Origin of the sequence: Comamonas thiooxydans (assembly GCF_002157685.2) — a bacterium.
Lineage (GTDB): Bacteria > Pseudomonadota > Gammaproteobacteria > Burkholderiales > Burkholderiaceae_C > Comamonas > Comamonas testosteroni_H.
Genome location: NZ_AP026738.1, coordinates 5,186,912 through 5,205,808, shown reverse-complemented (window position 1 = coordinate 5,205,808; position 18,897 = coordinate 5,186,912). Strand labels below are relative to the sequence as shown.

At 62.3% G+C, this 18,897-nt stretch carries 16 protein-coding genes; 6 read left to right on the top strand and 10 right to left on the bottom strand.

The genetic code is table 11. The features are described 5' to 3' along the window. Positions 1–24: 24 nt before the first annotated feature. The 3 genes from htpX (at position 25) to CTR2_RS24225 (ending at position 2,272) form a co-directional block, all read left to right on the top strand. Positions 25–897 (top strand): protease HtpX, encoded by an 873-nt coding sequence (htpX, locus tag CTR2_RS24235; protein ID WP_003068113.1) that lies wholly within the window; start codon positions 25–27, stop codon positions 895–897. A gap of 125 nt (positions 898–1,022) precedes the next feature. Further along, positions 1,023–1,391, top strand: coding sequence for a YXWGXW repeat-containing protein (locus tag CTR2_RS24230; protein WP_003068115.1), 369 nt, complete (start codon positions 1,023–1,025; stop codon positions 1,389–1,391). Positions 1,392–1,477: 86 nt separating this feature from the next. After that, positions 1,478–2,272, top strand: coding sequence for an oxepin-CoA hydrolase, alternative type (locus CTR2_RS24225; protein ID WP_087080353.1), 795 nt, complete (start codon positions 1,478–1,480; stop codon positions 2,270–2,272). 18 nt (positions 2,273–2,290) lie between these two features. Here the strand turns inward: CTR2_RS24225 and CTR2_RS24220 are convergent, their stop codons facing one another. The 5 genes from CTR2_RS24220 to CTR2_RS24200 all read right to left on the bottom strand — a co-directional run bounded on the left by CTR2_RS24220 (position 2,291) and on the right by CTR2_RS24200 (position 8,791). Continuing rightward, on the bottom strand, positions 2,291–2,860 hold the full coding sequence (locus CTR2_RS24220; protein ID WP_087080355.1) for a hypothetical protein: 570 nt from the start codon (positions 2,858–2,860) through the stop codon (positions 2,291–2,293). 178 nt (positions 2,861–3,038) lie between these two features. After that, the gene (locus tag CTR2_RS24215) at positions 3,039–4,823 is read right to left on the bottom strand and encodes an NAD(P)/FAD-dependent oxidoreductase (protein ID WP_087080357.1); all 1,785 of its coding nucleotides are present in this window, start codon (positions 4,821–4,823) and stop codon (positions 3,039–3,041) included. A gap of 229 nt (positions 4,824–5,052) precedes the next feature. Then, positions 5,053–6,990, bottom strand: a complete 1,938-nt coding sequence (locus CTR2_RS24210; RefSeq protein WP_087080359.1) for a TRAP transporter large permease — start codon at positions 6,988–6,990, stop codon at positions 5,053–5,055. Then, positions 6,987–7,559: a TRAP transporter small permease subunit gene (locus tag CTR2_RS24205; RefSeq protein WP_003068125.1), complete on the bottom strand. Its 573-nt coding sequence runs from the start codon at positions 7,557–7,559 to the stop codon at positions 6,987–6,989. Before CTR2_RS24205 ends, CTR2_RS24210 begins: the two co-directional genes overlap by 4 nt. 116 nt (positions 7,560–7,675) lie before the next feature. Next, positions 7,676–8,791: a TRAP transporter substrate-binding protein gene (locus CTR2_RS24200; protein WP_087080361.1), complete on the bottom strand. Its 1,116-nt coding sequence runs from the start codon at positions 8,789–8,791 to the stop codon at positions 7,676–7,678. 501 nt (positions 8,792–9,292) lie between these two features. On the opposite strand from CTR2_RS24200, the gene CTR2_RS24195 reads away from it, so the two are divergent. Beyond that, positions 9,293–10,096: a dioxygenase family protein gene (locus tag CTR2_RS24195; RefSeq protein WP_254913208.1), complete on the top strand. Its 804-nt coding sequence runs from the start codon at positions 9,293–9,295 to the stop codon at positions 10,094–10,096. Between the two features lie 8 nt (positions 10,097–10,104). Here CTR2_RS24195 and CTR2_RS24190 read toward each other — a convergent pair whose 3' ends face one another. The 4 genes from CTR2_RS24190 to CTR2_RS24175 are packed head-to-tail and all read right to left on the bottom strand — an operon-like array spanning position 10,105 to position 15,353. Beyond that, positions 10,105–13,536, bottom strand: a complete 3,432-nt coding sequence (locus CTR2_RS24190; protein ID WP_087080363.1) for an AAA family ATPase — start codon at positions 13,534–13,536, stop codon at positions 10,105–10,107. After that, complete coding sequence (gene sbcD / locus CTR2_RS24185) at positions 13,533–14,777, bottom strand: exonuclease subunit SbcD (RefSeq protein ID WP_087080364.1); 1,245 nt, start codon at positions 14,775–14,777, stop codon at positions 13,533–13,535. The genes CTR2_RS24190 and sbcD overlap by 4 nt, the downstream gene beginning before the upstream one ends. A 29-nt stretch (positions 14,778–14,806) precedes the next feature. Continuing rightward, positions 14,807–15,085 (bottom strand): hypothetical protein, encoded by a 279-nt coding sequence (locus CTR2_RS24180; protein ID WP_087080366.1) that lies wholly within the window; start codon positions 15,083–15,085, stop codon positions 14,807–14,809. Position 15,086: 1 nt separating this feature from the next. After that, positions 15,087–15,353: a DUF2164 domain-containing protein gene (locus CTR2_RS24175; RefSeq protein WP_043375203.1), complete on the bottom strand. Its 267-nt coding sequence runs from the start codon at positions 15,351–15,353 to the stop codon at positions 15,087–15,089. 241 nt (positions 15,354–15,594) lie between these two features. On the opposite strand from CTR2_RS24175, the gene CTR2_RS24170 reads away from it, so the two are divergent. Both CTR2_RS24170 and CTR2_RS24165 read left to right on the top strand, forming a co-directional pair. After that, the gene (locus tag CTR2_RS24170) at positions 15,595–16,569 is read left to right on the top strand and encodes a quinone oxidoreductase family protein (RefSeq protein WP_087080368.1); all 975 of its coding nucleotides are present in this window, start codon (positions 15,595–15,597) and stop codon (positions 16,567–16,569) included. Positions 16,570–16,584: 15 nt separating this feature from the next. After that, a complete protein-coding gene (locus CTR2_RS24165) occupies positions 16,585–17,529 on the top strand; it encodes a LysR family transcriptional regulator (protein ID WP_087080370.1) in 945 nt (314 codons plus the stop codon). 89 nt (positions 17,530–17,618) lie between these two features. Here CTR2_RS24165 and CTR2_RS24160 read toward each other — a convergent pair whose 3' ends face one another. Continuing rightward, a complete protein-coding gene (locus tag CTR2_RS24160) occupies positions 17,619–18,860 on the bottom strand; it encodes a helix-turn-helix transcriptional regulator (RefSeq protein WP_087080372.1) in 1,242 nt (413 codons plus the stop codon). Positions 18,861–18,897 lie beyond the last annotated feature (37 nt).

Sequence of the window (18,897 nt, the reverse complement as noted above, 5' to 3'; positions counted from 1 at the left end):
TCCCCTGTGTGGAGTACACCCTCGATGAAACGTATTGCCTTATTTCTACTGACCAATATCGCCGTGGTGGCGGTATTGGGCATCGTCGCCAGCTTGCTGGGCGTCAACCGCTACCTCACTGCCAACGGCCTCAATCTGGGCGCCCTGCTGGGTTTTGCCTTCATCATGGGCTTTGGCGGCGCCATCATCTCGCTGCTGATCTCCAAGCCGATGGCCAAGTGGACATCGGGCGTGCAGGTCATCAACGAGCCGCGCAATGCCGATGAGGCCTGGATCGTCAACACCGTGCGCGGCTTTGCCGAGAAGGCCGGCATCGGCATGCCCGAAGTCGGCATCTATGAGGGCGAGCCCAACGCCTTTGCGACCGGTGCATTCAAGAACTCGGCCCTGGTGGCCGTGTCCACCGGTCTGCTGGAAGGCATGACGCGTGAAGAGGTCGAGGCCGTGATCGGCCACGAAGTGGCCCACATCGCCAATGGCGACATGGTGACCATGACGCTGATCCAGGGCGTGATGAACACCTTTGTGGTCTTCCTCTCGCGCGTGATCGGCTATGCGGTCGACTCCTTCCTGCGCCGCAATGACGAGCAAAGCTCGGGCCCCGGCATCGGCTACATGATCACCACCGTGGTGCTGGATATCCTGCTGGGCTTTGTCGCCGCCATGATCGTTGCCTGGTTCTCGCGCCAGCGCGAGTTCCGTGCCGATGCGGGTGCCGCACAGCTCATGGGCCGCAAGCAGCCCATGATGAATGCGCTGGCGCGTCTGGGCGGCATGCATCCGGGCGAGCTGCCCAAGAGCGTGGCGGCCATGGGCATTGCCGGCGGCATCGGCCAGCTGTTCTCCACCCATCCGCCCATCGAGCAACGCATTGCTGCACTGCAAAACGCCCGCTAAGCGTACACATGTGTAAAAGGCAGTAGCCGGTCTTTACCGCTGCTTCACAAGCCCCTGTCAACAACTGGCAGGGGCTTTTGCGTTGTAGGAGCATATACATGTCCCTCGGACTTTCAGGAGTTGTGATGTCCTTCATCTCTCAAACCATGACCCGCCGCCTGCTGCCGGTCTTGCTGCTGGGCGGCTCGGCCGCCCTGCTTACGGGCTGTGTGGTGGCCCCGGCCTATCCGGCTTATGGAACCGAGGTGGTCGCGGGCGACGTTTATGCACCCATGGCCCCGCCTCCTCTGATCAACGAGGTGATTCCAGTGGCACCCTCGCCGGCCTATGTCTGGATCGGCGGCTCCTGGGGCTGGGGCGGCGGACGCTACAACTGGCGTCCCGGTCGCTGGGCCATGCCACCACGTCCTGGCTACGGCTGGCATGAAGGGGGCTGGAACCATGGTCCTGGCGGCTGGCATCATGGCGGTGGCCATTGGGGACCGCGCCGCTGAGGGCGTCCGCTAGGTGACAAGAGATGGCATAAGCCCGCTAGGCGGGCCATGCCAGCATCGCTAGAGTCGGATGCAGGAGGTTTGCCGTGAATCCTGCTCTTGTCACGCGCCGCGAAGGCGCTGTTCTCATCCTCTCCAACAACAACCAGGCCGCGCGCAACGCGCTGTCGCCCGAGTATTACTACGCGGTCATGGAAGAGCTGCGTGCGGCCGGCACCGATGCCTCGGTGGCCGCCGTGATCCTCACGGGCGAGGGCGGTCATTTCTGCGCTGGTGGCGATCTGAACCAGCTGGCAACGAGGCGCGAGATGCCGCTGGCCGAACGCCGCCTAAAGCTTGAGGATCTCAACCATCTGATTCGTGCCATACGCGACTGCCCCAAGCCCGTGATCGCGGCGGTGGAGGGGGCTGCTGCTGGTGCAGGCCTGTCTCTGGCCATGGCTTGCGACATGCTGGTGGCGGCAAGGTCGGCGGTTTTCTCGGTGGCCTATGTGAAGGTCGGCCTCACACCCGACGGTGGCGCGACGTCGTTTCTGGCCGAATTCATGTCCCGTCAATTGCTGACCGAGCTCTGCCTGACGGGCGAGCGCATCAGCGGCGAGCGCATGCATGAGCATGGCTGTATCAACCGTTTGACGGAGCCGGGCCAGGCCCTGGCCCAAGCGCTGGAGCTGGCAGGGCAACTGGCCCAGGGGCCGGAAGTGGCGACCGCGCGTATCAAGGCACTGTGCCGGGTAGCCCACAGCCACGGCCTGGAGCAGCAGCTGGCGCTGGAGGCCGACCATATGGTCGAGGCCCAGGGCAGCGAGGAGTCCCGCGAAGGCATTGCGGCCTTTCTGGAAAAGCGTGCGCCCGACTTTGCCAGGCTGCGCGGTTCCTGACAGGTCGTACCCGACGGCCTAGCGAACCGTGTAGTTGAGCTGGAACATCACGCCGGCATTGCCCAGCACATTAATCTGGGTGCCCCAGTTGCTGTTGAAGTCATAGCCCACGGCCGGAATGGCCGTGATGCCCCAGCCATGCCGGTTGTTGAACGGGATCTTCTTGTTGTACGGAAACTTGTAGCCGTGAATGATGCCGCCCGTGACCTTGAAAAAAAGGCCTGGCACGCTGTCAAACGGCCTGAATCGCCAGCCGTAATAGGCGTACTGGCTGGGCTGGCCGAATGAGTTCCTGAAATAGGCAAATCCCGCGATATGGCGCTCGTCCAGCTCCTTCTCGGCCTGGATCAGCCAGACATAGGCGTGCTTTTGTTCGTCGGGCTCGAAATCGTTTTCCTTCTTGGCATCGGAGAAATGCCAGTCAAGAGGGGCATAGCCGAACATCCAGCCCGACAGCGCTGAGGGCTTGTTGCCGACAGTGTCGGCCGCAGCAGCAACGTCACTGGTTTGTGCGCTGACACTGACTGCCGCCAGCCAGCAGGCCAGTCCCAGGGACACGGAGGCAGGGGCAGGTCGTAGAGGTTTCATGGTGACGCCTGGCGTGCAATGAAGTCACCAGCGTAGCGATGCCAAGCCTGGTGCATTGTCAGTCAGCGCCCAAAAACTTGTGAAGCCATGACGTCTGGTATGGACGCGGCCATCAAAGGCAGCCAGCAGCAGGGCTGGCATGGCTGGAAGTGGGTGCAGAGCGGCTGCCTGCCCCCGCTTAGAGGGCGCCGCCCGAGCCGCGCGCGCCCGAGGAGGGCACCTCGACGCCGAGAATTGCGGCCGCAACGGCCTCGCCGACTTTGATGCCGTCCACACCGGCCGACAGAATGCCGCCCGCGTAGCTGGCACCTTCGCCGGCCGGGTACAGACCGCGCGTGTTGTCGCTCTGGAAGTCGGCGCCGCGGCCGATCTTGACCGGGGACGAGGTGCGGGTTTCCACACCGGTCAACACGGCATCCTTCATGTCGTAGCCGCGAATCTTCTTGCCAAAGGCGGGCAGGGCCTCGCGCATGGCTTCGATCGCATAGAAGGGCAGGGCCTGGTGCAGATCGCCGAGGCTGATGCCGGGCTTGTACGAGGGTTGCACCTCGCCAAACTCGGTGGAGGGCTTGCCGGCGACAAAGTCGCCCACGAGCTGGCCGGGAGCGCTGTAGTTCTGGCCGCCGAGCACATAGGCTCTGGACTCCAGCTGGCGCTGCAGCACAATGCCGGAAAGCGGGTGATGCTCGCCTTTTTGCTGCTTTTCAACGCCAAAGGTCTTGCCGTCAAAGGCCCAGGCAAAGCTCTCAGCGTCTTGCGGGTAGTCCTCGGGGTTGATGGCGCAGACCATGCCGGCATTGGCATTGCGCTCGGCGCGAGAGTACTGGCTCATGCCGTTGGTGACGACGCGCCCGGGTTCGCTGGTCGCGGCCACCACGGTGCCGCCGGGGCACATGCAGAAGCTGTAGACGGCGCGGCCGTTTTTGGCATGGTGCACCAGCTTGTAGTCGGCAGCGCCCAGCAGCGGGTGGCCGGCATCCTTGCCCCAGCGGGCACGGTCGATCACGCTTTGCGGATGTTCGATGCGGAAGCCCACGGAGAAGGGCTTGGCCTCCATGGCCACGCCGCGCTCGTAGAACATGGCAAAAGTGTCGCGCGAGCTGTGGCCCAGAGCCATCACGGCATGATGGGTGGGCAATGCATAGCTTTGGCCCGTGGCCTGGTCGAGCACTTGCAGGCCGACCAGCTGGCGCTGGCCGTCGATGTCTTCGATCTGTACATCGGTCACGCGCTGCTCGAAGCGGATTTCGCCGCCCAGGCGCACGATTTCCTCGCGAATGCCCTCGACCAGCTTGACCAGCTTGAAAGTGCCGATATGGGGGTGAGCCGCGTAGAGAATTTCGGGCGGCGCGCCATAGGTCACGAACTCTGTCAGCACCTTGCGGCCCAGATGGCGCGGGTCCTTGATCTGGCTGTAGAGCTTGCCGTCGGAGAAGGTGCCGGCGCCGCCTTCGCCATACTGCACATTGGACTCGGGCGTCAGCTCGCGCTTGCGCCACAGGCGCCAGGTGTCCTTGGTGCGCTCGCGCACGGTTTTGCCGCGCTCCAGCACGATGGGCTTGAAGCCCATCTGGGCCAGCACCAGCCCGGCAAACATGCCGCAGGGGCCAAAGCCCACGACCACGGGGCGCTCGTCCAGATCCGCCGGGGCCTGGCCCACGGGTTTCCAGCTCATGTCGGGAGTGGGATTGACATGGGGATGGTCGGCAAACTGCGTCAGCAGCGCGGCTTCCTGGCCCTCGTCAGCCAAAGTGATGTCTACGATGTAGACGGCCAGCAGTTCCGCCTTGCGCGCATCGAAGCTGCGCTTGTGCACATGCAGCTTTGCAATGGCGGCGGCCGCAATTCCCAGGCGCTCGGCCGCAAGCTGGGTGAGCTTGTCCGTGGGCTGGTATTCGGTATGGTTCTCGGGGTGGTATTCAACCGCCGAGAGAGGGAGTTTGAGTTCTGCGATCCGGATCATGGCTTGTACCTATCAAGCAAGGGTCTGGATGGTACGGCAAAGACCTGATGACTGCGCGACAAGGCCATGGTGACCTCGGCTTTTGTTGTGCTTATCGCTTCTAAGAAGATAGCGGTTTGCGCTTGAGACAGCTCATGTCTCTCATCTCTTTGAGCATGAAGTTACTATGTATCAAGCGCAGCCAGCTATGCATTTGATAGTTTGATAGTTATGTGCTGGTGGCCTTTTGTTATTTGTAGAGCAGTTGCGGCAGCCACAGACCGATCTGCGGCCAGATGTAGAGCAGCACGATGGCCAGGATTTGTATGCCCATGAAGGGCATCATGCCCACGAAGATCTGGTTGAGCGTCACCGAAGGCGGTGCCACTCCCTTGAGGTAGAAGGCAGACATGGCCACGGGCGGAGAGAGGAAGGCCGTCTGCAGATTCAGCGCCACCAGCAGGCCGAAGAACAGCGGATCAACGCCAAAGTGGTTGAGCAGGGGGATGAAGATGGGCATGAAGATGACGATGATCTCCGTCCATTCCAGCGGCCAGCCCAGCAGAAAGATCACGACCTGAGAGAGGATCATGAACTCTATCTTGCTGAGGTTCATGGACAGCACCCAGCGCTCTATCAGCTCCTGCCCGCCCAGCAATGCAAAGGCGGCGGAGAAAATGGCCGAGCCCACAAACAGCCAGCAGACCATGGCCGAGGTTTTGGCGGTCAGGTACACGGACTCCTTGACGACATCGATACTCAGGCGCTTGTAGGCAGCAGCAAGCAGAAAGCCACCCAGGGCGCCCATGGCAGCCGCTTCGGTCGGCGTGGCCAGGCCAAAGACAATGGAGCCGAGTACGGTCAGGATCAGCACCACCAGCGGAAAGAACGAGCCCAGCAGCATCTTGAAGATTTCCAGCCGCGCAAAACTCAGAAACAGATAAAACAGTGCGGTGCAGATCCCCAGCATTGCAAAGCCAATCCACCACCAGGTGGGGGCTGGCTGGGTTTCAGCCTGGCTGGTAGCAGGCACGCCCGTTGCGCCTGTTTCAGGCTCTGCCGGCGCCGTCGCAGCCACTGTGCTGGAGGATTCTGAGCCGGGCGGCTCTTGCAGCCCTCCTTCCGTGGGTGGTTCCTGCAAGCCGCCTTCGATGGGCGGCTCGGTCAGGCCTGTGCCGTAGCTGGAGCTGGAGGAGCTGCCGCTTTCCATGCCTATGGGCTGGATCTCGAACTGTTCCTGCACCTTCGGCGTAGTCACTGCCTGCCAGCTGCTGGCAGCCAGCAGCAGGAACAGCATTCCGGGCAGAACCACCACGGCCAGCTGGCGCAGCAGATAGCCCGTGGGAATCTGTGCATTGCGTTGGCCTTTGAGCGCGGCCAGCAGGCGCATGGGGGCGTATTGCTGAGCGGTGGCGGGCAGCTCGCGAGTCAGGGGCGGTAGAGCTACCTGGCGCTCGGCGGCTGACAGCGGTGGTGCCCAGGCCGGCTTGATCTTGGCCATGATGACCACATAGCCCACGTACAGGCCGGCAAGCATCAGGCCAGGGAAGAAAGCGCCGGCATACAACTGGACGACGGAAACGCCTGCTGTCGCGCCATAGAGAATCAGCAGCACCGAAGGCGGTATCAAGATGCCCAGGCAGCCACCCGCCGTGATGGCCCCTGCCGCCATGGACGTGCTGTAGCCGGCACGCAGCATGGTGGGCAGTGCCAGCAGGCCCATGAGCGTGACCACGGCGCCCACAATGCCGGTGGCGGTGGCAAACACGGTGCAGGTCACCAGCGTGGCCACAGCAAGCGAGCCCGGCACGCGGGCCATGGCCAGGTGCATGCTTTTGAACAGCTTTTCGATCAGGTTGGCGCGCTCGACCAGATAGCCCATGAAGACGAAAAGGGGGATGGCGATGAGCACGTCATTGGTCATGCTCTTGTAGGCTGACTGCACCATCAAATCCAGTGTGCGTGTGGTATCGCGCTCATAGGCCAGCCAGGTGAAGATCATGCCCATGCCCATCAGCGTGAAGGCAGTGGGAAAGCCCAGCATGATGGCGACCACCACCAGCGACAGCATCAGCAGGCCCAGATGGCCGTTGGTGATGTTTTCTACGCCCAGCAGCAGCACGATGGCCGAGAGCACGACCAGGGCCATGATGGAAAAGCCGAACCAGAGTTCCTTGCGCATCTTCATGCTTTGCCCTCCTGCACCATTTCCTTGAGCTTTTCCACATCCACTTCTTCCACGTCTGCGCCGCGACGGGGCCATTGGCCGTCGCGCAGGCACAGCATGCAGCGGGCGATCTCGGCCAGGCCCTGAAGCAGCAGTACGCCACCGGCCAGCGGAATCATGAATTTGAATGGGTACAGCGGCAACGGATGGGCAGAGAAGGTCTGCTCGCGAATGTCCAGCGATTCGTGGGCGTAGGTCCAGCCGGCCCATGTCAGGGCCAGCACGCCAGGCAGGAAGAACAGGATGTACAGGCACAGATCCACGGCAGCCTGCGCACGAGGGCTGAAGAAGCCGTAGAGCACATCGCCGCGCACATGGCCGTTCTTGGACAGGGTGTAGGCGCCGGCCAGCATGAACATGGTGCCGTAGAGCATGATCTGTGCATCCAGCACCCAGGCGTGAGGTTTGTTCAGTGCGTAGCGGGAGAACACCTCCCAGCTGATCAGCATTGTCAGCAGCACCACGGCCCAGGCCGCCACCTTGCCGATAAAGGTCGAGAACGCATCGACAGCAAGCAGAATTTTTTGCATGGCAGTCTCCGCTGCGTGATGCAGCGAGGTGCGAAGAGGATGGGATGCCCGCCTGCCGGGGCGGGGTTGCGGGAGGAAAACAGGCGCCGCCCCTTCTGGGCTGCGCTGTGTCGACATCAACTGCGCTTTTGCGCGAAGTAGTGGTTCCAGGCCATCTTGAAGTCGAGGTCGGTATCGTTTTGCCAGCGCCCACTGCGCTGGGCAAACGTGCGCATGGAGTCCATCACCCGCTTGAACATGGGGTTCTCGGCGGCCTTCTTGGATGTCACCTTGTCCCAGGCGGCCAGTTGGGCGCGCAGGATGGTGTCGGGTGTCTTGTAGAACTTCACGCCCTGCTTGGACTGCATCTCTGCATAGTCCTTGGCATAGCGGTCGGTGGCCTTCCAGCTCATGTCGGCGCTGGCGGCCTGGGTGGCGTACTCGATGATGGACTTGATCTCGGCCGGCAGTGCGTTGAACTTGGTCTTGTTGAACAGCACCTCAAACTGCTCACTCGATTGGTGAAAGCTTTGCAGCATGCAGTTCTTGGTCACATCCGGAAAGCCCAGCACGCGGTCGCTGGATGCATTGTTGAACTCGGCGGCATCCAGCAGGCCGCGATCCAGGGCTGGAACGATCTCACCGGCAGGCAGCGGGTTCACTGCCAGACCCATTTCCGTAAAAACATCCACGGCAAGGCCGACGGTGCGAAATTTCAGTCCCTTCAGGTCCTCCACCTTGGCCACGGGTTTCTTGAACCAGCCCAGCGGCTGGGTCGGCATGGGGCCGTAGAGTTTGGAGACCACGTCCATTTTCAGGCCGCCGTAGATCTCGTCCAGCAACTCCTTGCCTCCGCCATAGTTGTGCCAGGCCAGCACCATATTGGCATCCATGCCAAAGGCCGGTCCGGACCCCCACAGCGCTACGGCCTGGCTTTTGCCATACCAGTACGCAATCACGCCGTGCCCGCCATCCAGCGTGCCTTTGGATACGGCATCCAGCAACTGGAATGCAGGCACCACGGAGCCGGCAGGCAGCACCTCGATCTTGAGGCGGTTGCCAGTCATGTCGTTGACTTTCTTCGCGAAGTCCTGGGCAAACTCGTGAAAAATGTCCTTGGCTGGCCAGGTGCTCTGAAAGCGCCAGGACGTGGTCTGGGCCGTGCTTATCATGGGCACGGACATGGCGGAAGCAGCCACTGCGGCACCTTTGAGTAGGTTGCGGCGGCCGGTTTTCTGGGTCTCCTGTGTCATCTACTTCATCTCCTCAGGGTGGTTATCCTGGCCTTCCGCCAGTGCATGCATCTTTGAAGCGAGTGACAGGCCGGCGCAGAGGGTTAACACCAGACTTGATGGACGGGTGGCTGCTCGAAGTCTTGAATTTTCTTTATTGAAATCAATCTATTACGCCCGCAATTAAAGTGGTTTTTGCTATGGATTGGTGAGTGTTTGGCAGTGCTGGAGATCTGCCGGTTAAGGGTAATTTGGGGGGCGCTGCGTGGATGTATCGTTGCGGTAAAGCTCGCAAAGCAAGCGCCTGAATGACTTGCCGTGCACTAGCATGCAGTCAGTCTGACTTGACGCCCAAGCTCCATGCCCCATTCATCCTCCGACTCGTTCCTACCACTTACCCGCAGGCATTGGCTGCAGCATTCCGGTGCTGTACTGGGGGCGCTGCCAGTCATTCCCTTGCTCGGCTGCACAGCTCCTGCTGCGGAGTCGGTGAGGAGCGGGGGACAAGCGGCTGCTCCATGGTTGAGCGGTGGTACGGCCGCCATTACAGCGGCTGTGCGCAGCGTCAACCCGTTTGCCGGTGCCGGGCTGGCGGGCGGTTGCCGCCTGACCTGCGAGGCCACCATAGGCCCCTGCCACACGCTGTCGCCGCAGCGAACGGATATCAGCGATGGCTGGAATGGCCTGCCGCTGCATATGCAGATTCGCGTGGTCAACGAGCGCTGCGAGCCGGTGGCGGGAACGATTGTGGAGATCTGGCATACCAATCACACGGGCGGTTACTCGGGCCAGATTCACCGCATGTGCAACAACGATGCCGCCGATGTGAACAAGCAGTTCTTTCGCGGCTATCAGCGCTCCGACGGCAATGGCGTGGCGCGCTTCGACAGCTGCTACCCCGGCTGGTATCGGGGCCGTGCCGTGCATGTGCACTTCCGCATTCTGCAAGGCAGCTACGATCCGGCGGACAGCGCTGCATCGTGGTTGACCAGCCAGCTGTTGTTCAGCGATGCGCTCAACAGCGAAATCTTTTCGCAGGCGCAGCTTTACAAGGACAAGGGCCAGCCCGATACCCGCCTGGATGTGGACAACGTGGTCGGGCAGGAGCCGGACAAGACGGCTTATGTCTTCGATGTGCAGAATCTGGGCGGGGTGATGCTGGCATCGAAGACCGTGGTGGTGCGCAGCGACAGCGCCGACAAGCTCTGCCAGGTCAAGGGCTCCATGCCGCCGGGCGGCCCAGGTGGGCCAGGTGGTCCGGGGCGGCCCGGCGGCATGCGGCCGCCGCGCCCGGGCATGATGCCGCCACCTCCACCCGGCACCTGAACCAGGCTTCAGATCACCAGTCTGGAGTAGCCGATTCCAGCCGCTTTTTCCACGCGGATCTGCGCCGGAATACGCTCCTTGAGGGCTTCCACATGGCTGATGACGCCAATCATCTTGCCACTGGCGTTGAGTGCATCGAGCGCGGCCAGGGCGATCTCCAGCGTATCGCCGTCCAGCGTGCCGAAGCCTTCGTCCAGGAATAGCGAGTCAATCGAGGTCTTGCTGCTGACCAGATCGGACAGTGCCAGTGCCAGTGCCAGGCTGACGAGAAAGGCCTCGCCGCCGGAGAGCGTGCGGGTGTCGCGCGCCACATCGCCCTGCCAGCCGTCCACGATGTCCAGTTCCAGCTCGCCCGTGGGCTTGCGCCGCAGCAGATAGCGACCGTGCAGGCGCTCAAGGTGCCGGTTGGCCAGATGCAGCAGATGGTCCAGCGTCAGCCCCTGTGCGAACTTGCGGAACTTGTCGCCCCTGGCGGAGCCTATCAGGCTGTCCAGGTGCTGCCATAGATCGCTGTCCTGTTCCTGCTCGGCAATCCGGGCCAGCAGGGCTTGCTGGCCCGCGCGGCGCTGGTCGTCGTCCGCCAGGCGGGCACGGTGCGCGCCCAGTTGCTCGGCCTGCTGGGTGCGTTCGGTCTCCAGTTGCGTGATCTGGTCGCTGATGCTCTCGGGCGTTTCGGCGCTGAGCGCCTGGGCCTGCAGCTCGGCCAGGCGCTGGCTGGCGTCGGCCTGCAAGGTGGCCGCGCGTTGTGCCGCGCCCTGAAGCTGGTTGCTCATTGCCTGCAGACCTTGCTGTTCGGCATCGGACAGCAGGGCCGAGCTGTACTGCGCTTCGTCGGAGAACGGGCTGGCCTGCAGCGCCTGCTGCCATTCGGCCTGGGCCTGCCGCGTCGATTGCTGCAGCTGCTCGAGCGTGGCTTGTGCCTGGCTTGCCTGACCTTGCAGCGTGGCCAGCTGCTGCGCAGTCTGCTCGAGCAGGGTTTTGCAGTCTTGCAGCGTGGCTGCGGCTGGCACTGTATAGGCGGTGGCGTCGGCGGACATGTCGGGCAGGGCCTGGCTGCGCTGCTGCCAGTGCTCGGCATCCTCTGCGGCCTGCGCGACCTGGCGTTGCAGCAGGTCAATCTGCTGGGCCAGCGTCTGCATGGACTGCTGCTGGCGCTGCCATTGCTGCCATTCCTGCTGGCGCGCAGCCAGCCAGTCTGCCGTGTCCGGGCCTTCGGGCAATGCATGGCCTGCCTTCTGCAGGGTATGCTGCAAGCGGGTCTGCAGGTCGCCGGTCTGCTGCTCCAGGGCTTGCAGTGCCTGAGCGGTCTGCTCCTGCTGGCTCAGATTGCTCTGGAGAGCCTGCCGGGTGCTGGCCTGTGCATGCTCGATCTGTTGCTGGTGTTGCAGGGCCGCCTGGCAGGCGTCCTTGGCCTGTTGCAGCTGGCGTTCGGCAGTTTCGGCATCGGCCAGGTTCTGCTGCAGCTGCGCAATCTGCTGCATGGCTTCAGCGCAAGCGGTGCGCAGTGCATCGGGCTGCTGCCATGCCGCCTCATCCGGTGGCACCATGCTCTGTGCGCGCAATTCAGCCCAGCGTGCCAGCCATTTTTCAATTTGCTGGGCAATGGTCTGGTGCTGCTCCTGCTGCTGTTGCTGCTGGCCCTGGGCAGTGGCCAGCGCGGTGTTCAGCTGCTCGCCCTGGCGTTGCAGCGATTCCAGCGCGCTCTGTGCTTGCTGCAGCGCAGCGGCAGTGGCCGATACATCCAGCGCTGCATATTCGGTGATGGCCGGGTGATCCTGAGAACCGCACAGAGGGCAGGCTTCGCCGGGGTGCAGCGCGGCGCGGTGGTCTTGCAGACTTTGGATGAGGCGCTCCTGGTCAAGCAGGGCCTGCTTGTCGCTCACCTTGTCCTTGAGCGCCTTGTACTGAGCACGCAGGGCATCGCGTTGTGCAAGCTGTTCCTGAATGCGGGAACCAACGGCGTTCAAGGCCTGCGCATTGCGCTGCTGCTGCGCGTCCAGGGGCTGGCGCAGCGCGGCATGCTCCTGCAACTGCTGCCAGTGATGCAACTGGCGCTCTGCGTTTTGCCAGTGGCTGCGCAACTGAGGCAGGCTGCCGTGCGTGACCAACTGCTGCTGCAGGGCTTGCTCTGCGGCCTGTTGCTGTTGCTGAATCAGGGAGACTTGCAGTGTCGACTGCGTGGATTGCTGCGTCTGTGCCTCGGCTTGCTGCTGCAGCTGCAGGGCGACTTGCTGCAACTGCATGGCCTGCGCTTTTGTCTGGGCAGCTTGCTGCTGCAGTTGCTGCGCTTGCTGCAGCTGTTCGCGCCAGCCGCTGAGGTTTTCACCCAGCAGGGCGTGGCTGGCATGGGCTTGCTGCCATGCCGTCAAGTCGGCCTGCCGGGCCTGTGCAGACTGAAGTTGCAGCCTTGACTGCTGCAGCTGAGCGTCAGCCAATTGCCGGGCCTGTTGGTGTTGCTGCCATTGCGCGCTTTGGGCTTGCAGCCGCTGGGTATGCAGTTGCTGCAATTGCGCAGTCTGTTCGCTTTGCTGGTCTTGTGCCAGCTGCCAGCGCTGATGCACGGGCTGGATTGCCTGAGCAGGTCCATGGGCCTGCAGGCGCAGCAGATCGTGGGCGGCATCACTCAGCGCTTGCTGGGCGTTCGCTTGTGCATTGCGCGCCTGTTCCACGTCCTCCATGGCCTGCATGGTCTGTGCCTGCCAGCGCTGCACGGTTTGCAGTTGCTGGTGGCGTGCCTGCAGATCCGTCAAGCCGGTCTGCAACAGTGCGGCTTGGGACAGCAACTGCTCGCGCGTGCCGGCATCCAGCAACTGCATGCCCTGGGCCTGGGCCTGCTGCTTTTCCACGGCCTGACGCGCGTCGCGCGCGCGTGCAAAGACGCTCTCCGAGATGCGGCCGTAGATATCGGTGCCGGTCAGCTCTTCGAGCAACTCGGCGCGCTCATTGGCCGTGGCCTGCAGGAAGGCGGCAAAGCCTCCCTGGGCCAGCAGCATGGACTTGGTAAAGCGCGCAAAGTCCAGTCCGGTGATCTCGGCGATGCGCCGGGTTTTGTCCTTGACGTGGGTGGTGAGTATGCTGCCGTCCGCCACCAGTGCCAGCTCCACCCTGGGAGCTTGCAGGGCTGCGTCGGGTTTGCCGCGCGCGCGGCGCTGGCTCCAGAAGGCGCGGTAGGCCACGCCTTTGACCTCGAACTCCACCTCGGCTTCGCATTCGCCGGTGTGGCGCGTCATGATGTCGTTGCTGCCGCTGATGCTGTCGAGCCGAGGCGTCTGGTGATAGAGCGCCAGGCAGATGGCATCGAGCAGCGTGGACTTGCCTGCACCCGTGGGGCCGGTGATGGCAAACAGGCCGTTGTCGGCAAAGGGGGCAGCGGTGAAGTCGATATTCCACTCGCCCTTGAGCGAGTTCAGGTTCTTAAGCCGCAGTTTGAGAATTTTCATGCCGCTGCTCCTCGTTCGTCGTGGAGGCCGTGCAGCACCTGTTGATAGCGCTCGGTCAGCGCCGATTGCAGCGGCGGCTCCAGGCTCTCCTGGGCCAGTCGGCGCGCAAACACATCGAGCGGGGTGAGTTCATCCAGCGACTCGCGGGCCTCGCCGGACAGCTGTGCTGCGGCCTGGCCGCGCTGGCGTTTGATGCGCAGAACCTCCACGGGCAGCGACTCGGCCATGGCCTGCACGCGCGCCGTGAGGTCGGAGAGATAGTCGTCTTCCTCGACCGTGACTTCAAGCCAGACAGGCAGATTGTTGCGGGTTTGAGCGGCGGCAGACTTCAGCAGCTCGGGCATCTGCGCCAGACTGCCGGCGATGGAGGCCATGGGCTGGAACACCGGCACGGGCAGGGCAGTGACGGTCTGCAGTCCGTCGGCATTCAGATCCACCAGCAGGACCTGCTTGGTCTGTCTGGCTTCGTCAAAGCCCAGGGCGATGGGCGAGCCGCTGTAGCGGATGTGATCGAGTCCGCCGACGAGCTGCGGCTTGTGGATATGGCCAAGGGCGATATAGCAGGCTGGCGGGAAAGCACTGGTCGGAAAAGCCTCCAGTGCGCCTACATAGATCTCACGTACCGATTCATTGCTGCTGGCACCCACCGTGGTCAGATGACCGGTGGCAATGATGGGCAGCAGTTCGCCGTTGCTGGCCTGCATCGCCTGTTGCTGTTGCAGGGCGGCGGCATACACGCGCTGGTAGGTGGACGCAATCGCGGCTTGCAGTGCCTGCTGCTTGTCCTGCGCGCTTTGCCCGGCCTGGCTTTGCTGCACATCACGCGGGCGGATGAAGGGCAGTGCGCAGACGATGCAGCCAGGCTTGCGGGCCGCGCCGCGCAGTGGCAGCGTGATCACATGCCGGGCCTCGTCGCCGGTCGAGCTGACCACCTGGGCGCCCAGGTAGCTCAGCAGCTCGCGGCTTTCATCGAGCACGCTGACCGAGTCATGATTGCCCGCCAGCATCAGCAAGGCCGTGCCTGCGTCGTGCAGGCGCACGATGAGCTGGTTGTACAGCTCGCGCGCATAGCTGGGCGGGGCTCCGGTGTCGAAGATGTCGCCGGCGATCAGCACGGCATCCACGGCATGGGTCTGCACCTGGGTGAGCAACCAGTCGATCAGGGCCTGATGCTCGGCCTGACGGCTGCGGCCCATGAAGTGCTGGCCCAGATGCCAGTCGGAGGTATGGAGAAGACGCATGCGGCGATGGTATGCCAGCCGGCCCCGTCCTACTCGCTGTCCAGCCGTTCTTGCGATAGCTCCTGTTCGAACAAGGCATGGCCTTTGGCCCAGCCACCACCCCAGATCAGATCCATGGTCTCGGCCAGCGCCTCCAGGTGCGGATCGTCGAGGTCGCTGCGTGCATGTTCGGCCTGATACAGGCGGTAGAGCGCGGCCTGGGTCATGCCTTCATCCCTGAGAGCCTGGGCCAGCACCACCAGCGTCGCCACAGTCGGGGGCGGCTGGTCTGGCCGCAGAGCTGCCTGCAGGCGTCGGGCAGACATCATCTCAGCGCCTGCCAGCGCGCTTGGCCGTCCAGTAGCTGAATTCTTCCTTGCCGACTTCATAGTCCAGCTCCTGCAGCCGGGCCTGCAGGTTTTCCTGCACATCGGCCACGGCACGGTTGTAGATGCTGGGGCCTATTTCCGCGAGAAAGAAATTCAGCAGGGCACCGGATTGCATATTGCCTATGGGTTCGTCCATGTTTTCACGGAAATAGCGTTCTATGGAGGCAATGGCCTGCTGCTGCGCATGTTTGGGGAGTTCTATGCTCATTGATCAAGCTTCCTTGTAAATCTTCTTTCGCTTCAAGCGTCTGATTCTTCTTCAGCTGACTGGCTACCTTGTCTCGCAACTGGCGGTGTGACAGTGGCAGTCCGCTTCATGGCTTCGGCCAAGCACGGGGCGCCATGCAGAGATTGCTGCACCACATGCACTTATTATGTGCATGAGCTCATGTTGATGCACGCAGATGGCATGAATACGATGGCTTCTTCATCATTCCCAAGGAAAAGCCATGGCTGTCGCCATTCGAATCTACAGCTCAGGTGCGCCCGAAGTGATGCAGCTTGAAGAGCTGGATCTGCCGTCACCAGGGCCGGGCGAAGTTCTGCTCGAGCAGACCGCCATCGGTGTCAATCCTCTGGATGTCAATCAGCGCAAGGGGCTGGTCCCGATTGCATTGCCTTCGGGACTGGGTCTGGAGGGCGCTGGAATAGTGGCAGCCGTGGGCTCGGGAGTGTCGGGCTTGAGGTCAGGGGACCGTGTAGGCTACGCAACCGGGCCGCTGGGCGCGTATGCCAGTGCGCGCTTGTTCCCCGCTGATCGTCTGATCAGGCTTCCGGACAGTCTCGCGGATGATGCCGCGGCGTCGGTCCTGTTCAAGGGCATCACGGCTCAGTACCTGCTCAAGACCACCGGCCAGGTGAGTCAAGACAGCCGCGTCCTGATTTATGGCGCTGCCGGGGCTCTCGGACAACTGATGTGCGCGTGGGCCAAGCATCTGGGCGCCCAGGTTCTGGGCGTCGTCTCCAAGCCCGCCAGCGTGGAACGTGCCAAGGCGGCAGGCTGCGACCAGGTGTTTGTCTTTGATGCGCAGACACTGGCATCCCAGGTGATGCAGGCCACGCAGGGACGAAAGGTGGATGTGGTCTACGACTCCATTGGAAAAGACACTTTCTTCGCTTCGCTGGACTGTCTGCGACCCAGAGGGCTGATGGTGTCGTTTGGTGCCACATCGGGCCTGCCGCCCGCCGTCGAGGTAGGCGTGCTCAATGCCAAGGGCTCGCTGTTTCTGACCCGTCCGTCTCTGGCCGCGCATACGGCCACGATAGAGGAGTATCAGAGCCGTGTGCAGGACGTGCTGGATGCCATCGCAGGCGGCATACTCACGCCTCGCATATGGAAAAGCTACGCGCTCAAGGACGCAGCCCTGGCGCACGCAGACCTGGAGCGAGGACGCTCGCAAGGTTCGATCATCCTCACCCCCTGAATCGCTATAGACACCATGGAGATATTCGACAGCCAGCACACGGATGAGCTCGCCACGCTGGTCGCACTGGCAGACCAGGGTTCGTTTGCCGCTGCGGGACGACTGCTGGCGCGTCACCCTTCGGTGCTCTCCAAGCGCATGCAGGCTCTCGAGCGAAGACTGGGCGTGCGCCTGGTGGAGCGCACCACGCGCCAGCTGCATTTCACCAACGAGGGCTGGCGGCTTGTCGAAAAGCTGCGCCAGGCTGCCCATCTGATTCGGGATGCAGAGCAGGAAGCGGCGCAGGGAGCGCAGGAAATACGGGGGCGCCTGCGCTTGTCCATGCCCGCGACGATGGGGCGGCGGTGGATCAGCCCCATGCTGGCGGATTTTTCCCTGGCCTACCCGGAGGTAGCGCTCGAAGTGGAGTACAGCGAGCGCATCGTGGACATTGTGGGAGAGCGTTTTGACGCCGCCATACGTATCGGCAACCTGGCGGACAGCCGGCTGGTTGCCACGCGGCTATGTGATCAGTATCGCCTTCTGTGTGCATCATCCAGCTATCTTGAGCGCCATGAAGCGCCAAACAGGCCTGCGGATCTTGCCCGTCACAACTGCCTGGGCTACACCGGCCTGCTGGACTTTCCGCAATGGCGACTGGTTCAGTCGGCAGGAAAGCGGGCAGCGAAGACCGCCGAATCGGTGCGCGTCAGCGGCTCCATTCTCAGCAACGACAACGAAGCTTTGCTTCATGCGGCAATCAAAGGTGTGGGCATCATCGCCGGCAGTGACTGGCACCTCATGCCCTCCATCCATGCTGGAGAGCTGGTCCGCATATTGCCGCAATGGACGTTGGGAGATACCGGGGGCATCTACCTGCTACGACCTTCGGGACAGTACAACACGGGAGCCATGAAGGCGTTCAAGCAATGGGTGACGGGGGCCTTTGCGGCGGCTCCCTGGCGGTCGCCCCAAAGCTGATGATCACCTGTTTTCATTGCTGTTCCAGGAGGGTGATATCTGGACGTTGCAACTAGAGGCTTGGAGCTCGGCTATCGCCCAAGCAAGGGTTAGGAGTCGCTCTTGCTTCCCAGCCAGGCCGCGCTATTGAGAAAGAAGCGTACCAGCTCGCTCTGACGGCGTGCGCCGGTCTTGGAGAAGATGGAGCGCAGGTGAGCTCTTGCGGTATTGAGGCGAATGCCCAGCGCTTTGGCTGCCTCCTCCAGCGTCAAACCATGGGTCAGCTGTATCACCAGCGAGGTCTCCGAAGACGTGAGCTGAAACAGCTGCTGGGCCAGATGTGTGGATGGATCGGCTTTGCCATCCGTGTTGCGCATGAACACGGCTACGCAGGGACGGCTCTTGGCCTCTGCGTTGTCACCTGAGGAAATGCTCTGGACCACAAGCCCCCAGTTGAGCTGACCCGAAGGACGGGCAATCGAGATACCTTCGGTCATGACGGACGTCGATGCCTGGGATGACAGCAAGGCATCCTTGACCAAGCGCTGGAGCTTTCGGTTGTCGCTTGCATATTCAGCCTCCAGCATGCCTCCAGAGATCCGGATGCCATCCTGAGCATCGAGAATGCCTTTGGCCGCAGGGTTGCTTTCCAGCAATCGGCCATTCTGGTCCAGGATGACGACACCCACCATCAAGCGCGCCGTGACGGTGCTGTACAGCGACATGACCTGACGATCATGGTGCAGCGCCAGATGCATGTTCAGCGCACGGCGGATATGCGGCATGAGCATGCGGCCCAGATCCAGATCCCGCTGGCTGAAGGCGGGTTCCGACTCGGGGCGCGTGATCCGCAGGCCGTAGACACTGCCATCCTTGGTCACGATATCTGCGGCCATCACATGGAAAATATTGTGCACACGGCACCAGTCCTTGTAATAGACGCTGCTGCGCCATTCGCTTTCGGACATCAGGTCGGGAATGGTCTTGAATTGCTCCTTGGGCATGCCAAGGAATGGACTGTGCTCGCTGTAGACGTCGTGCGTAAGCAAGCCCTTGAGCCCTCCGGATGCGGTGATCGTCAAACCGATATTGTCTCCCTCGGTCTGGCGGATGATCAGCACTGCAAAATTGCTGCGCATATGCGTACGAATCACCTCCAGGCAGGGAACCCAGGCCTCCGGCAAAGAAGCAGCATCGTAGAGGTGATTGATGAATTCGCTGAAGCGCTCCGCACTGATCAGCTCTGTTGTCTCTGGGTTCTGAACTCCGGATATCGAGCCATCTTTGAGAGCAAAAGTCATTGAGGCCTGTGCGTAATCGATGGGTTTCAGTTTGCCGTAGGTGGTGCTCATTGCGTGGACCTCTTGCTGCATCGCATTATCAGCGCCT